The organism is Rhodococcus sp. AB351, from assembly GCF_049538275.1.
In the GTDB taxonomy this organism is placed as follows: Bacteria; Actinomycetota; Actinomycetes; order Mycobacteriales; family Mycobacteriaceae; genus Rhodococcus.
Window position 1 is genome coordinate 179,803 of the sequence record NZ_JBMVFW010000007.1, and the last position, 13,216, is coordinate 193,018.

Here is a 13,216-nt window from a genome sequence, read left to right on the forward strand (position 1 = left end):
GTGCGCCGACGTTATCGGCGCCAGGTCATGTGTTCGGTTAACTGCGGTTACGGGCCCGTTACACATCTGCCGGAGCGGTGTTCGTCCTCGGCTGAACCCGGTCCGATGCCGCCGGATCGACGGCACAATGGTCGGCATGGAGCCGGAGCAGGGTCGCGTGATCGATTTCGCCACCGCCGCGAAGTCGGCACGGACTCCCGCGCGGGGAGCCGACAGCACCGAGCCCCGGCTGCTCCGCCAGATCTACGGCGAGATCCTGCGCGACGAGCGTCGCGATCAGGACCGCAGCCTCGAGGACGTCGCCCGCACGGTGGGGATGTCGAAGCAGTATCTGTCGGAGGTCGAACGTGGACGCAAGGAGGCCTCCTCCGAGATGCTGCGGTCCGTGTGCGATGCGCTGGAGCTTCCGATGGAGCAACTGCTCGCGCGCGGGATCCGCCGGATGACCGCGCACCGCACACTCCGGACCACGGGTCACGCCGGCGTCGAGTTGTGCGCCGCGTGACGGTGCAACTACGTCACAGTGTGACCACGTGACGGGTCATCCGTCCCGGTCGACGATGACGTGATCGGCCAGGCCGTAGGCGACCGCCTCCGCCGGTGAGAAGATTCGGTCCCGGTCGGTGTCGCGGCGCAGTTGGTCGATATCTCGTCCGGTGTGCGCGGCCAGGATCTCCTCGGTCTGGGCCCGCACCCTCATCACCTCCGCTGCCTGCAGGGCCAGATCGGAGATGGTGCCCTGCCCCTGCGCCGACGGCTGGTGCAGCAGCACCCGCGAATGAGCGAGCACGTGCCGACGGCCGCGCGCTCCGGCCGCGAGCAGCACGGCGGCCGCCGACGCGGCCTGTCCCATGCAGTAGGTCGCGACCTTCGGGCGCAGGAACTGCATGGTGTCGTAGATCGCGAGCATCGCGGTGGACGATCCGCCGGGTGAGTTGATGTAGAGGCCGATCTCCCGATCGGGGGATTCGGCCTCGAGATGCAACATCTGCGCCATGATGACGTTGGCGACCCCGTCGTCGATCTCGGTACCGAGGAAGACGATGCGTTCGTTGAGCAACCGGCTGAAGACGTCGAACGACCGCTCCCCCGCCGGTGTGCGTTCGATGACGTTGGGGATCGTGTAGGTGCTCATCGTCCCAGTCCCATCTGCCGTCCCGTGGCGAACGGCGCCAGTTCGGCGAGCGAGCCGACGACGGTGTCGACGATGCCGTACTCGCGTGCCTGTTCGGCGGTGAACCACCGGTCGCGGTCGCTGTCGCGTTCGATCTCCTCGAGCGAATGTCCGGTGGCGTCCGAGAGGATCTGCTGCGACTGCAGTTTCATGTATTCGAGATTCTCGGCCTGGATCGCGATGTCGACGGCCGTCCCCGAGAATCCGGCCGAGGGTTGGTGCATCATGATCCGGCTGTGGGCGAGGCTCGCGCGTTTGCCCTTCGTGCCCGCCGCGAGCAGGACCTGCCCCATGCTGGCGGCGAATCCCGCTGCCACGGTGACGATGTCGTTGGGAACGAGTTGCATCGTGTCGTAGATGGCGAGGCCGGCGAAGACCGATCCGCCCGGTGAGTTGATGTGTAGGACGATGTCGCGCCGGTCGTCGGCGGAGGCGAGCAGGACGAGTTCCGAGCACACGCGCTCGGCCATCTCGTCGTCCACCTCCCCGGTCAGTCGCAGGATGCGCTGACGGAAGAGTCTGTCGGCCAGTTGGTCCCGGTACGAGAGTGGTTCGGTGGTCGTCATGCAGCCAGCCTGACCCCGGACGGGCGCGAACCGGCGGTTCGTCTGCTCACGGCAGACGGACCGGTCGTTCCGGCAGATCAGTCCCCTGCGGATCGGACGGCGCTGATCACCGCCGCGACGAGGACGGCCAGCAACAGGATCACGAGCAGGACCGGTCCGAGCAGCAGCACCAGCACGATCAGGACGGCCAGTCCGATCTTCGCCTTGGTGCTGAGTCCGGAGATCAGCCCGCCCAGTGCGGCGAGGGCCGGATTGCGGCCTTCCAGCGCGGCCCGGATGCCGGCGAGGACCGCCTGCAGTCCCACGCCGCCGCTGGTGACCTCGCCGAGGAGCGAGTCCACCCATCCGCGGATCTTCCGGGTCAGTCCCGCCCCGAGTCCCCGGAACCCGCCGAGCGCGGTACGGACACCGGTCCGCAGCGCATCCTTCAGCCTCTCGAGGAGCGATGTGGGTTCCGACTGTGCCTGCTCGGTTCGTGGCCGCTCACGTGCGGGGCGGGTCGGTTTCCCTGCCCGGGCGTCGTTCGCCGGCGGACGCGGTCGTCTCTCCTTCGGAGGCGCCGGCTTCGCACGAGAGCGGGGCGTGGTGGCCGAACGGGTCGATGTCCGAGTGGTCGATCGGGATGAGGTTCGGGTCGAGGTGCGCCGCGAGCCGGTCCCGGGGTCGCGGTCCCGACGCCGTGCAGCGGGTTCGGGCTCGCGGGTGCGCCGCTGGGGGGTGGTCTCGGGTTCGCGGGTGCGACGCCGCTCGGTGGGCTCGGGCTCGCGCGGTCGACGGCTGCGCGTCCGCGCAGGCTCGGCTGGGGTCTCCGTCCCCGCGGTCCTCGCATGCGTCGCGGCCGGCCGCCGCACCGGACGGGAGGTTCGGCGGGCTTCGTTCTGCCGAGCACTCATACCGCTCGCCTTCTCTCGTGGACGGGCACGGTGTCTCTCAGTGAACGCCGGATTCCGGGTCCGGTCAACGGCAGACGGAGCGTTCAGCCGGTACGGAGAAGGGATGGACCCTGTTCAAGATCGGTAACGGCTCTTGGAAGAATGAGCAATGCCCTCACAGCACACGGGGAGGTGTGCGCATCATCGTTCGCGATGGGGAGTGCGCGCGCGACGTAATCCGAAGGAGCACCGACAGACGTGACCGAGCAATTCAGTTTCGAAACACTCACGCCCACGGCATTTCTCGACCGTTCCGCCCGGGTCTTCCGTGACGACCTCGCGATGGTGGACGGCGATGTCCGTCGCACCTACGCCGAATTGCGCGATCGGTGCCTGCGACAGTCTGGCATGCTGCACGCTCTCGGCGTCGAACCCGGCGACCGTGTCGCAGTACTCGCGCCGAACACCTCGCTGATGCTCGAGGCGCACTACGGCGTGCTCTACGCGGGCGCCGTGCTCGTCTCGCTCAACACGCGCCTCACCGCGCCGGAGCTGCGGTTCATTCTCGAGCACTCCGGCAGCCGGGTCCTGCTCGTCGAGGAGTCGCTGGCCGATCTGGCACGCGAGGCGACGGCCGATCTGCCGTCGATCACGGTCGTCGGCGACGACTACGAGGACAAGCTCGCCGCCGCCCGCCACCGGTACGTGCCGCTCGCCGACGAGCGCACCATGATCGCCCTGAACTACACGTCCGGCACGACGGGTGATCCGAAGGGCGTGATGTACCACGCGCGCGGCGCCTACCTGCAGGCCCTGGCGATGGTCGCGCACTTCGGGCTCGACAGCGGATCCACCTACCTGTGGACGCTGCCGATGTTCCACTGCAACGGCTGGACGTTCACCTGGGCCGTCACCGCAGCCGGTGGCACGCACGTGTGCCTGCCCAAGGTCGACCCCGAGCGGATCTGGGATCTCGTGCGCACCGAGAACGTCACGCACCTGTGCGGTGCGCCGACCGTTCTCGCGTCGCTGGTCTACGCCCCGAATGCGGGCGGCATCGACCACCGTGTCGTCGCGGCGATCGGTGGCGCACCGCCGGCGCCCGCCCTCATCGAGCGCTGCACCGCGCTCGGACTCGACATCACCCACCTGTACGGGCTCACCGAGACGTACGGCCCGGCGGCGATCTGCGAGTGGCGTTCGGAATGGGACGTCCTCCCCGAGGACGAGAAGGCACGGCTGCGCTCCCGGCAGGGCGTGGGCAACGTCGTGGCCGGTGAACTCCGCATCGTCGACCCGATGGGCTCCGACGTTCCCGCCGACGGCGAGACGACCGGTGAGATCGCGCTGCGCGGCAACAATGTGATGCTCGGTTACTACAACAACCCGGACGCGACCGCCCGCGCCGTGCCGGACGGCTGGTTCCGCACCGGCGACATCGGCGTCATGCATCCGGACGGCTACATCGAGATCCGCGACCGCGCGAAGGACGTCATCATCTCCGGTGGCGAGAACATCTCGTCCGTCGAGGTCGAGGCGGCCCTCATCAGCCACCCGGCCGTTCTCGAGGCCGCCGTCGTCGCGGCGCCGAGCGAGAAGTGGGGCGAACGTCCCGTCGCCTACGTGGCACTGCGCAGCGGCGCGAGCGCCGACGAGGCGGAACTGCGCGCGCACGTGCGTTCGCAGCTCGCCGGTTTCAAGGTTCCCGACAGCATCGTCTTCGGCGCCCTGCCGAAGACCGCCTCGGGCAAGATCCGCAAGGTCGAACTGCGCGAGCGTCTCTGAGCACCGGCCGGGGCGGTTCCCGACGTCACCTCTCGTCGAGAACCGTCCCGGCCCGCTCGGGCAGCGTGAACGCCGCGAGCGCGGCGACGACGAACGATGCCGCGAACGCACCGAAGACGAGACCGTTGCCGCCGGCGCCCAGCAGCACCGGCACCAGCAGCGGCGCGATGATCGACGCGAGCCGCCCGAAGGCCGCTGCCGAACCGGTGCCGGCGCCCCGCACCGGCGTGGGATACAGCTCGGGTCCGATCGCGTACAGCGCACCCCAGGCTCCGAGGTTGAAGAACGACAGCGCCATGCCCGCCGCGACGATCGTTCCCGGAGTCTCGGCGAGCCCGAACAACCCTGCCGAGACTGCCGACCCGGCGAGGAAGACCCCCAGCGTCAGGCGGCGTCCCCACACCTCGATCAGCCACGCCGCGACGCCGTAGCCCGGTAGCTGGGCGAGCGTGATGAGCAACGTGTAGCCGAACGAGGTGACCAGGTCGAAGCCCTGCGCGACGAGCAGGCTCGGCAGCCAGATGAACGCGCCGTAGTACGAGAAGTTGATCCCGAACCACACGATCCACAGCGCCGCGGTGCGGCGGCGCAGGCTCGGCGCCCACACCGATCCGCGGGGTGGACGCTCGACTTCTGCGACGGACTGTTCGCTGTCGTCCGTATCGTCGCTGTCCTCCGGAACGGAGGTGACCCCCGCCGAGCGCTCGTAGTCGCGCACGATCTCCTCGGCTTCCGCGTGCCGACCGCGACTCTCGAGATAACGCACCGATTCGGGTAGGCCGAACCGCACGACGAGGGCGTAGGCGGCCGGGACGAGCCCGACGGCGAGCGCCCACCGCCATCCGTTGTCGCTGGTGGGAACGACGAAATAGCCGATGAGAGCGGCCAGCAGCCAGCCGACCGCCCAGAACGCCTCGAGGGCGACGACCACGCGTCCTCGCACCTTGCGGGGCGCGAATTCACTGACCAGCGTCGACGCGACCGGCAGTTCGGCACCGAGTCCGAGTCCGACGACGAACCGCAGGGCGATGAGCATCGCCACCGACGTCGACAGCGCCGCCGCACCGGTCGCGAGACCGTAGACGAGCAGCGTCGCGGCGAAGACCTGCCGGCGTCCGATGCGGTCGGCGAGCAGACCACCGAGGGACGCACCGATCGCCATGCCGACGAAGCCGATGGATCCGATCCACGAGAGCTGCGTCGACGACAGATCCCACTGCACCGCCAGGGCCGCCATGACGAACGAGATCAACCCGACGTCCATGGCGTCGAGGGCCCAGCCCACGCCGGAGCCGGTCAGCAGGCGGCGATGTCTGCCGGTGAACGGCAGGTCGTCGAGCCGCTGGGTGCGAGTGGTCATGCACCGAAACGTACCGCAGCGCTCGGGCGCCGATCAGCCGCGCGCGGCGGCCTCGAGCGCCGACACGTCGATCCGGCGCATCTTCATCATCGCGGCGGTCACGCGCTTCGCGACCTCCGGATCGGGGTCGGCGAGCAGTTCGTTCAGCCGTTTCGGTACCACCTGCCACGACAGGCCGTACTTGTCCTTCAACCATCCGCACGCGGATTCCTCGCCGCCGTCGGCGGTCAGCGCGTACCAGTAGTGGTCGGCCTCCTCCTGGTCGGCGCAGTCGATCTGGAAGGACACCGCTTCGGAGAACCGGAACTGCGGTCCTCCGTTGAGTCCGTAGAAGACCTGGCCGTCGAGGAAGAACTCGACCGTCATCGGGGTCCCCGGTGGAACCGGGACGTCGCCTCCGGTGGACTCCTCGGTGTAATGGGTGATCTCACCGATCTTGGAGTTGGGAAAGATGCCGATGTAGAAGTTCGCGGCCTCCTCGGCGTTCATGTCGAACCACAGCCACGGGGTGATCCTGGGCATCGTGACTCCTCGTGTCGTCGAATGTGTTCCACTGTCACGAAGGCAGACCCCGCTCGGCTCGCATACTCATCGCGGAGCAGGAGTGGGTATACGACGTCCGTGGCGAAGAAGACACGCGATCGCAGGGAACGACCAAGGCAGCGGCACCGGCCGCCGGGAAACGCGCCCGCAACTCCGGCACGGTACGTCGAGGATCCGACCCTCCCGGCGGCCTGGCTCGTCGACATCGACGGAACGCTCGCGCACATGAGCGACCGGAGTCCGTATCACTGGCACAGGGTGGGCGAGGACACCGTCTCCCCGGCGGTCGAGGCCGCGGTGCGAGCGTTCGCCGCCGCACCCGACAGGGCGGCGATCGTGCTGCTCTCGGGACGCGACGGCGTGTGCCGGCCGGAAACCGAGGAGTGGCTCGCCCGGCACGACATCCCCTACGACGAGCTGTACATGCGTCCGGCCGGCGACAACCGGAAGGATTCGATCGTCAAGGCCGAGCTGTTCGACCGTCACATCCGGCACCGCTATCGCATCATCGCGGTGCTCGACGATCGCGATCAGGTGGTGCGCATGTGGCGACGGATGGGACTGGTGTGCTTCCAGGTCGCCGAGGGCGATTTCTGACGGGAATCTGCACACGCCCGGCTCTCGCCCCGGTGACTCAATCGTTCGGGGACACTTCGGTACTCAGCGCGGTCGGCGGAACGAACGGCGCCCCACCGAGATCGACGCGCCGGGCCCCGCACCCGACGCAGCGCACGTACAGCACCTGTCCGATCGACGTGGCGTGACTCGACTCCACGCTCCACGCGTGTTCGTGAGCGGGGGTCCGGACCGGGCATTCCTGTGGGTTCCGAGCTTCGATAGCAGTCATGTCCACCACCATGATGTAATGGCCTTATGCATCTCAACCCTTACGGCGAGTATGCGGTCCTCCTCGCGGCGTCACTGGCCGGCGACTGGCCCGACGATCGGGACGGCATCATGGCCCGTACCCGCGAGGTGGGCATGACCATGGACTTCCCGACCGCGCCCGACGACCATCCACGCACCCGTGAGGTCATCGACGACTGGCTCGCCATCGTCGACGCGTCCGACCCCAGGGAACGTGCGCGCTTGCTCAACGCGCAGATGGCCACCGCAGCGGCCTATCCCCGGCTGACCGATCACGACGGCGAGGGGTGGCACCTGCACTACCGCGACGAGGTCCAACCGCTCCCCGACGTACTGCGCGCGGTGATCAGCGTCGGCACGGCACTGCACCTCACCACTCGTGGAATGCACCGCCTCCACCGGTGCGCCGCAGCGGACATCCCGACCAACCCGTGCTCGGCCGTGGTCGTCGACATCACCCGCAACGGCCGCCAGCAGTACTGCTCCGTGCGCTGCGCGAACCGCGCTGCAGTGCGCCGGCACCGAGCGCGAGCGGCCCAGCAGCGTCGACCCGCATAGCCCGAGTAGCACATCGCAATCGGGAACGGGCCTGTCCCCCACGTTCCCCCGAACCCGACGGGTTGGGAAGCTGGACCGCAGACACCCCACCGATCCGGAGGCCCCGAGAACCATGGCTGCTCGTTCCACCACCCACCCGCCGAGGATCGACGCCCCGGACCTCGGCGTCCTCACCGACGCGGACGGCGACGAGTTGCTCGCGCACGGAATCTTCGAGAACAGCCGCTACACCGACACCGACCTGACGGGTCGTGATCTGGCCGGGATCATCCTGTCCGAATGTTCGCTCGTCGCACCGATCGTCGCCGACAGCGACCTCACGAGCGCACGCCTGCGCGACACTCTGGTCGAGCGCATGCAGGCACCGAATCTGTTCGCGCCGCGCAGCGGCCTGCACCGCGTGCACATCCGGGACAGCCGGATCGGTGCGCTGGACCTCTTCGACGCGGATCTGCGCAGCGTCACGATCGCGGATTCGAAACTCGGCCTGGTCAATCTGCGGGCCGCCACGGGACGCGACGTGCTCTTCCGCGGCTGCATCCTCGACGAACTGGATCTGGGAGGCGGCACGTTCACCCGCGTCGCCTTCGAGGACTGTTCCGTCGGCGTCCTCGACGTCGACCGCGCAACCCTCGACCAGGTGGATCTGCGCGGCCTGCGGATCGACACGATCCGCAACATGGGCGGGATGAAGGGCGCGACCATCGACGCCCACCAGGCCGTAGCCCTGGCAGGGCAGTTCGCCGCCCATCTCGGTCTGCGAGTGGAGGATTGATCTCACCGACCACTCGACGGGTCAGACCCGTTCGGATGGGCCCGACGCGACGTCGAACGACGCGACGTCGAACGACGACAACTCCCGCAACATCCGGTCCGTCGATCACGGCCAGCACTCGCTCGTTGAAGGAATCCTGCACGGCACGAAGCGGTTCCATCCCTGCATCTCCGCGAACGAACAGGAATAGAGCGCCGACGGCACATCGCACGTACAGCCGGGACAGGTGTTGTCGCGCCAGGTTCCCGCGACGGCGTCCGCCTTCTCGAGAACGACGAAGTTGTCGATCCCGTGTCGGAGCAACTGGACGGCGGCACCGAGACCGGAGATGCCGGCGCCGACGATCACCACATCGTAGCGGTAATACATGCTGCCCGCCGTCACACCAACACGCAGCGGTGCTGCGGCCGCCCTTCCTTTCCCATCGCACGGTTCGGCGTCAGGCCAATTCGGCGAAGCGTTCGGTCTCGCGCGCCTGCCCGGAGACGATGATCGTGTCGCCGGGAGAGATCACGGTGTCGGCCGCGGCGTAGGTGAATCCCTCCCCCGGCCGTTTGATCGCCACCACCGTCACGCCGTATCGACTTCGTATCGTCGTCTGCGACAAGGGCTTTCCCACAGCGAATGCCGGTGCGACGGTCTTGACCATGGCGAAGCCGTCGTCGAACTCGATGTAGTCCATCATCCGCCCACGCACCAGGTGCGCAACGCGTTTACCCATGTCGTGCTCGGGTCGCACGACATGATGCACACCGATCTGGGTGAGGATCCGGGCGTGCGCGTTGCTGATCGCCTTGGCCCACACATTCGGTACCGCCATGTTGATCAATGCCGAGGCGGTGAGGAGGCTCGCCTCGAGATCGGACCCGATACCGACGACGGCCCGGTCGTATTCGTGTACCGACAATTGTCGAAGTGATTCCTCATCGGTGGTGTCGGCTACGGCGGCGTGGGTGAGCCGACCGGACACCTTCTCGATCACCGCTTCGCTCGCATCGATACCGAGCACCTCGGTGCCCTGAGCCATCAACTCGAGGGCAAGAGACTTGCCGAACCGCCCGAGTCCGAGGACGACGACGACGTCGGCGGCTGGTTTCCTAGCCAATGAAGGGCCTTTCTGTGGGTAGTTCGTAGCGACGACCACGGTCGCGTGCCGCCAACGCGCTGACCAGCGTGACAGGTCCGATCCTGCCCAGGTACATCAACACCACCAGAATCAATTGCCCCCAGGCCGGCAACTGAGCGGTGATTCCAGTGGACAGCCCTACGGTCGCGAACGCCGAGGTGACCTCGAACAGCAGTACGTCGAGGTCGAACGCGGTACCGGCGAGAAGCACGAGGGTCGGCACCATCACCAGCGCCACGCCGATCAGTGCCACCGCCAGGGCCTGGCGTTGGAGACGTGGATCTATGCGCCGGTCGAACACCGTCACGGACTTCTCGCCCCGTACCTCGGCGGCGATGACGAACAACAGCAGGGCGAATGTGGTGACCTTGATACCGCCGGCGGTGCCGCCGCTTCCACCTCCGATGAACATCAGCACATCGGTCACCAGCAATGTCGCATTGTCCACCTGGGCGTAGTCGACGCTGTTGAACCCCGCTGTGCGCGGCATGACGCCCTGGAATGTGGCCACGAGCAGCTTCGCACCCCAGTCGTGGCCACGTAGGGTGTGATTCCACTCGAGAAGCAGGACCAGCAGCGGGCCGACCACCAGAAGCACCGCAGTGACAACGATCGTCAACCGGGTATGCAGCGTCCAGCGCGTTCGGTGTCCTCGCAGGTGCCGGCCGAGCTCGAACAGCACCGGAAACCCGATGCCGCCGAGGATCACCGCAGCCATCAACGGCACACAGATCCACGGATCGTCGGCGAACCCGACGATGTTGTCGCTGTAGAGCGCGAACCCGGCGTTGTTGAACGCCGAGATCGCGTGGAAGACCCCCAACCACACCGCGCGGACCGGGGTCTCGTCGTAGCCGACCGCGAAGCGGATCGCCAGGGCCGACGCCACGGCGATTTCGATGAGCACGCTGGTACGCACAACACCGATGACGACGCTGCGGACGTCGCCGAGTCCGGACGTACGGACCTCTGCCGCAGCGTTGAGACGGGCCTTCAGGCCGATCCGATCGGCCAGCACCAAGCCGATCAACGAGGCCATCGTCATGATGCCGAACCCACCCACCTGGATCAGCCCCACGATCACCCCTTGACCGAATCCGGACCAGTAGGTGGGTGTGTCCACGATGATCAGGCCGGTCAGGCACATCGCGGAAGTCGCAGTGAACAGCGCCGCCATCATCCCTGCGCCGACTCCGGACTGCGTCGCGGCCGGTGTCAGCAGTACGACCGTGCCCACCACGATCGCCGCGGCGAAGCCCAGCGCCACCACCCGGGCGGGGCTGTGCGTCAGCCGGGCCGCGAGCCGCCGGATCGGCGCGGACACCACATCGGTGCGACTACTCACATCGCCGAACCCTAGACCCGTCGGCCGCGAACCCGGAATACCGGGGGACCGCTACCGCGTCAGGCGTTCCCACATCGCTCGACGCGAAGGCACTCCCGCGCGCGTCTCACACCCCGCATCTCCCGAATCCAGAGGCACACCCCGCATGCGGGGAAGACTGCGCCCAGCACGCACACCGCCTTCCACCCTCCACCGAAGTACACGAGGGTGGACAGCACACTTCCGAGCGATCCTGCGAGGAAGTAGCAGGTCATATAGGCGGTGTTGAGCCGGCTCCGCGCATCGGACCGAAGCGGGTAGATCAGGCTCTGGTTGCTGATGTGTGTTCCCTGTATCCCCAGATCCAGCAGCGCGACCCCGATCGCCAGAGCGACGACGTGACGCTCCCCGACGGCGAGCAGGAGGAAACTCACCGCGGTGACGGCGACGAAGAAGCCGGTCTGACGACGCGCATATCCCCGGTCGGCGAGAGCACCCGCCACACGGGCGGCCAACGCACCCGCGACCCCGTAGAGGGTGAACATCCCGATGCGCGCATCGGACCATCCGTATCCCGGTCCGGCGAGGAGGAATCCCACACTCGTCCAGAACACCCCGAACGACGCGTACGTCAGTGCACCGTACGCAATTCGTTGCCGCAGAACGGCTTCGGCGGACACCAATCGGATCACCGAGGCCAGCACCGCACGGTACCCGGCATCGGTGGTGGGGACCGACTCCGGCAGGGTGCGGATCAACAGCACAGTGAGCAGCATCAGCGCCGCTGCGCATACGAATACCGCTCGCCAGCCTGCCACCTCGGCAATCAGTCCTGCCACTACGCGGGACAGCAGGATGCCCAGCAACAGACCGGTCATCACGTTGCCGATGACACGTCCACGTTCGTCGTCGCGGGCGAGACTCGCCGCGAAAGGCACCAGCACCTGGCCCACGACCGATCCCGTACCGACCAGGACGGCACACGCCGCCAGAATCCGCCAGTCCGGTGACCATGCCATGATCAGCAGGCCGGCAGCGGTGGCGAAGAGCATCCAGCGCAGAAGTGTCCGTCGTTCGACCATGTCCCCGACAGGAACGAGGAACGCCAGGCCCAGCGCGTACCCGATCTGTCCGGCCGTGACCACGAGCCCGACCTCGGCAGTGGAGGCGTCGAAGGTGTCGGCGATGGCGCCGACCAGCGGCTGCGCGTAATAGCTGTTGGCCACCACCAATCCCGATGCAAGGGCCATCACCGCGACGAGTCGGCGATCCATGCGAGGCGTCGAGGTATCGGTACGTGACATGAATCCGATCCTCGAATGCCACCCATTGATCTGTCCAACGGGATAAATCAATCGGATCCAGAAGTAGAATCGATCAATGGAATTTCGTCAGCTCCGCCATTTCCTGGCGGTCGTCGAGCACGGCCACTTCACCCGTGCCGCCGAATCCGTGCACCTGTCCCAATCGGCCCTCAGCGCCTCCGTCCGCGCGTTGGAGAACGAGCTGGGAACACCGCTGTTCGAACGCACGACCCGCTCGGTGGTCCCGACCGATGCCGGCAAGGTGCTCTATCCCTATGCGCAGAGAATGCTCGGGGAGGCGCAGGATGCGGTGGCCGCTGTCGGACGGTTGCGGACCGGAGAACTGGGCACATTGACGCTGGGGACGGTGCAGACGTTCACCGTGGTGGACCTCCCCGCACTGCTGGCTCGCCTGCACGGCAGGCTTCCGGGAATCGGAGTGACGCTGAGGGAAGCGACCACGGACGAACTCTTCGATGCCGTGACCACAGCGGAGCTGGACCTGGCGTTCGTCGCGCTCGATGCACGCCCGCTCCCGTCGGGGCTGACTGCGCTCCGGACCTACCGTGAGGAACTGACCGTCGTCGCGGCTCCGGATCATCCGCTCGCAGCTGTAACGGAAATCGACATACACGCCCTGCAGTCCTGTTCGTTCGTCGACTTCCAGGCGGGCACCGGTCTGCAGACCACGATCGAGTCGCTGTTCGCGGCCGCGGGAGTGCGACGACACATCACGTTCCGGGTCGGCGACATGGACCGTCTCCTCGAACTGGTCCGCTACGGCCTCGGCGTGGCGGTCGTGCCCGAACCGATCGCGCAGCGCAGCGGGCTTCGACGGATTCGCATGAACACCGGAAACCGTTGCCGCACCCTCGCACTCGTCGGACGCGCCACCGCGTCCCACAACAGGGCCGCGAGACTCTTCCTCGACCTGCTCGCCGAGCCGATCGTGTGACCCCCGT

14 protein-coding genes and 1 pseudogene are annotated in these 13,216 nt (G+C 67.4%); 6 read left to right on the forward strand and 9 right to left on the reverse strand.

The window, feature by feature from the left end; all coding sequences use genetic code 11:
- Window positions 1–127: 127 nt before the first annotated feature.
- Complete coding sequence (locus ACPCXD_RS16435; protein ID WP_423660335.1) at window positions 128–505, forward strand: helix-turn-helix domain-containing protein; 378 nt, start codon at window positions 128–130, stop codon at window positions 503–505.
- Window positions 506–541: 36 nt separating this feature from the next.
- On the opposite strand, the gene ACPCXD_RS16440 is transcribed toward ACPCXD_RS16435, so the two are convergent.
- The 3 genes from ACPCXD_RS16440 to ACPCXD_RS16450 all read right to left on the reverse strand — a co-directional run bounded on the left by ACPCXD_RS16440 (window position 542) and on the right by ACPCXD_RS16450 (window position 2,081).
- The gene (locus ACPCXD_RS16440; RefSeq protein WP_160874873.1) at window positions 542–1,135 is read right to left on the reverse strand and encodes a ClpP family protease; all 594 of its coding nucleotides are present in this window, start codon (window positions 1,133–1,135) and stop codon (window positions 542–544) included.
- Window positions 1,132–1,740, reverse strand: a complete 609-nt coding sequence (locus tag ACPCXD_RS16445; RefSeq protein WP_160874875.1) for a ClpP family protease — start codon at window positions 1,738–1,740, stop codon at window positions 1,132–1,134. Before ACPCXD_RS16445 ends, ACPCXD_RS16440 begins: the two co-directional genes overlap by 4 nt.
- Before the next feature lie 77 nt (window positions 1,741–1,817).
- Window positions 1,818–2,081: a hypothetical protein gene (locus tag ACPCXD_RS16450; protein ID WP_229567498.1), complete on the reverse strand. Its 264-nt coding sequence runs from the start codon at window positions 2,079–2,081 to the stop codon at window positions 1,818–1,820.
- 789 nt (window positions 2,082–2,870) lie between these two features.
- On the opposite strand from ACPCXD_RS16450, the gene ACPCXD_RS16455 reads away from it, so the two are divergent.
- Window positions 2,871–4,397: an AMP-binding protein gene (locus ACPCXD_RS16455; protein WP_160874877.1), complete on the forward strand. Its 1,527-nt coding sequence runs from the start codon at window positions 2,871–2,873 to the stop codon at window positions 4,395–4,397.
- A gap of 25 nt (window positions 4,398–4,422) precedes the next feature.
- On the opposite strand, the gene ACPCXD_RS16460 is transcribed toward ACPCXD_RS16455, so the two are convergent.
- Entirely contained in the window at window positions 4,423–5,757 is a 1,335-nt protein-coding gene (locus tag ACPCXD_RS16460; protein WP_088896645.1) for an MFS transporter, read from the reverse strand.
- A gap of 33 nt (window positions 5,758–5,790) precedes the next feature.
- The gene (locus tag ACPCXD_RS16465; protein WP_423660338.1) at window positions 5,791–6,279 is read right to left on the reverse strand and encodes a VOC family protein; all 489 of its coding nucleotides are present in this window, start codon (window positions 6,277–6,279) and stop codon (window positions 5,791–5,793) included.
- Between the two features lie 21 nt (window positions 6,280–6,300).
- On the opposite strand from ACPCXD_RS16465, the gene ACPCXD_RS22930 reads away from it, so the two are divergent.
- The 3 genes from ACPCXD_RS22930 (at window position 6,301) to ACPCXD_RS16480 (ending at window position 8,500) form a co-directional block, all read left to right on the forward strand.
- Complete coding sequence (locus ACPCXD_RS22930; protein ID WP_455769573.1) at window positions 6,301–6,897, forward strand: phosphatase domain-containing protein; 597 nt, start codon at window positions 6,301–6,303, stop codon at window positions 6,895–6,897.
- A 276-nt stretch (window positions 6,898–7,173) separates the two neighbouring features.
- Entirely contained in the window at window positions 7,174–7,725 is a 552-nt protein-coding gene (locus tag ACPCXD_RS16475) for a CGNR zinc finger domain-containing protein (RefSeq protein WP_016693882.1), read from the forward strand.
- Window positions 7,726–7,837: 112 nt separating this feature from the next.
- Window positions 7,838–8,500 carry a pentapeptide repeat-containing protein gene (locus tag ACPCXD_RS16480; protein WP_145692706.1) on the forward strand — a complete coding sequence of 221 codons (663 nt, stop codon included), beginning with the start codon at window positions 7,838–7,840 and terminating at the stop codon, window positions 8,498–8,500.
- A 150-nt stretch (window positions 8,501–8,650) separates the two neighbouring features.
- On the opposite strand, the pseudogene ACPCXD_RS16485 reads toward ACPCXD_RS16480, so the two are convergent.
- The 4 genes and pseudogenes from ACPCXD_RS16485 to ACPCXD_RS16500 all read right to left on the reverse strand — a co-directional run.
- Window positions 8,651–8,869: pseudogene (locus ACPCXD_RS16485) on the reverse strand (FAD-dependent oxidoreductase); the annotation flags it as partial.
- 70 nt (window positions 8,870–8,939) lie between these two features.
- Window positions 8,940–9,605: a potassium channel family protein gene (locus ACPCXD_RS16490; protein ID WP_016693884.1), complete on the reverse strand. Its 666-nt coding sequence runs from the start codon at window positions 9,603–9,605 to the stop codon at window positions 8,940–8,942.
- Window positions 9,598–10,953: a TrkH family potassium uptake protein gene (locus tag ACPCXD_RS16495; protein ID WP_145692778.1), complete on the reverse strand. Its 1,356-nt coding sequence runs from the start codon at window positions 10,951–10,953 to the stop codon at window positions 9,598–9,600. Before ACPCXD_RS16495 ends, ACPCXD_RS16490 begins: the two co-directional genes overlap by 8 nt.
- Before the next feature lie 77 nt (window positions 10,954–11,030).
- A complete protein-coding gene (locus ACPCXD_RS16500; protein WP_229567488.1) occupies window positions 11,031–12,254 on the reverse strand; it encodes an MFS transporter in 1,224 nt (407 codons plus the stop codon).
- Window positions 12,255–12,330: 76 nt separating this feature from the next.
- On the opposite strand from ACPCXD_RS16500, the gene ACPCXD_RS16505 reads away from it, so the two are divergent.
- A complete protein-coding gene (locus tag ACPCXD_RS16505; protein WP_423660340.1) occupies window positions 12,331–13,209 on the forward strand; it encodes a LysR family transcriptional regulator in 879 nt (292 codons plus the stop codon).
- Window positions 13,210–13,216 lie beyond the last annotated feature (7 nt).

What these genes read in the sequence shown, in the direction of transcription:
- ACPCXD_RS16440 (WP_160874873.1), bottom strand. Translation starts at nt 1,135, where the DNA reads ATGAGCACCTACACGATCCCCAACGTCATCGAACGCACACCGGCGGGG.
- ACPCXD_RS16460 (WP_088896645.1), bottom strand. Translation starts at nt 5,757, where the DNA reads ATGACCACTCGCACCCAGCGGCTCGACGACCTGCCGTTCACCGGCAGA.
- ACPCXD_RS16505 (WP_423660340.1), top strand. Translation starts at nt 12,331, where the DNA reads ATGGAATTTCGTCAGCTCCGCCATTTCCTGGCGGTCGTCGAGCACGGC.
- ACPCXD_RS16445 (WP_160874875.1), bottom strand. Translation starts at nt 1,740, where the DNA reads ATGACGACCACCGAACCACTCTCGTACCGGGACCAACTGGCCGACAGA.
- ACPCXD_RS16500 (WP_229567488.1), bottom strand. Translation starts at nt 12,254, where the DNA reads ATGTCACGTACCGATACCTCGACGCCTCGCATGGATCGCCGACTCGTC.
- ACPCXD_RS16480 (WP_145692706.1), top strand. Translation starts at nt 7,838, where the DNA reads ATGGCTGCTCGTTCCACCACCCACCCGCCGAGGATCGACGCCCCGGAC.
- ACPCXD_RS16435 (WP_423660335.1), top strand. Translation starts at nt 128, where the DNA reads ATGGTCGGCATGGAGCCGGAGCAGGGTCGCGTGATCGATTTCGCCACC.
- ACPCXD_RS16465 (WP_423660338.1), bottom strand. Translation starts at nt 6,279, where the DNA reads ATGCCCAGGATCACCCCGTGGCTGTGGTTCGACATGAACGCCGAGGAG.
- ACPCXD_RS16475 (WP_016693882.1), top strand. Translation starts at nt 7,174, where the DNA reads ATGCATCTCAACCCTTACGGCGAGTATGCGGTCCTCCTCGCGGCGTCA.
- ACPCXD_RS22930 (WP_455769573.1), top strand. Translation starts at nt 6,301, where the DNA reads ATGTGTTCCACTGTCACGAAGGCAGACCCCGCTCGGCTCGCATACTCA.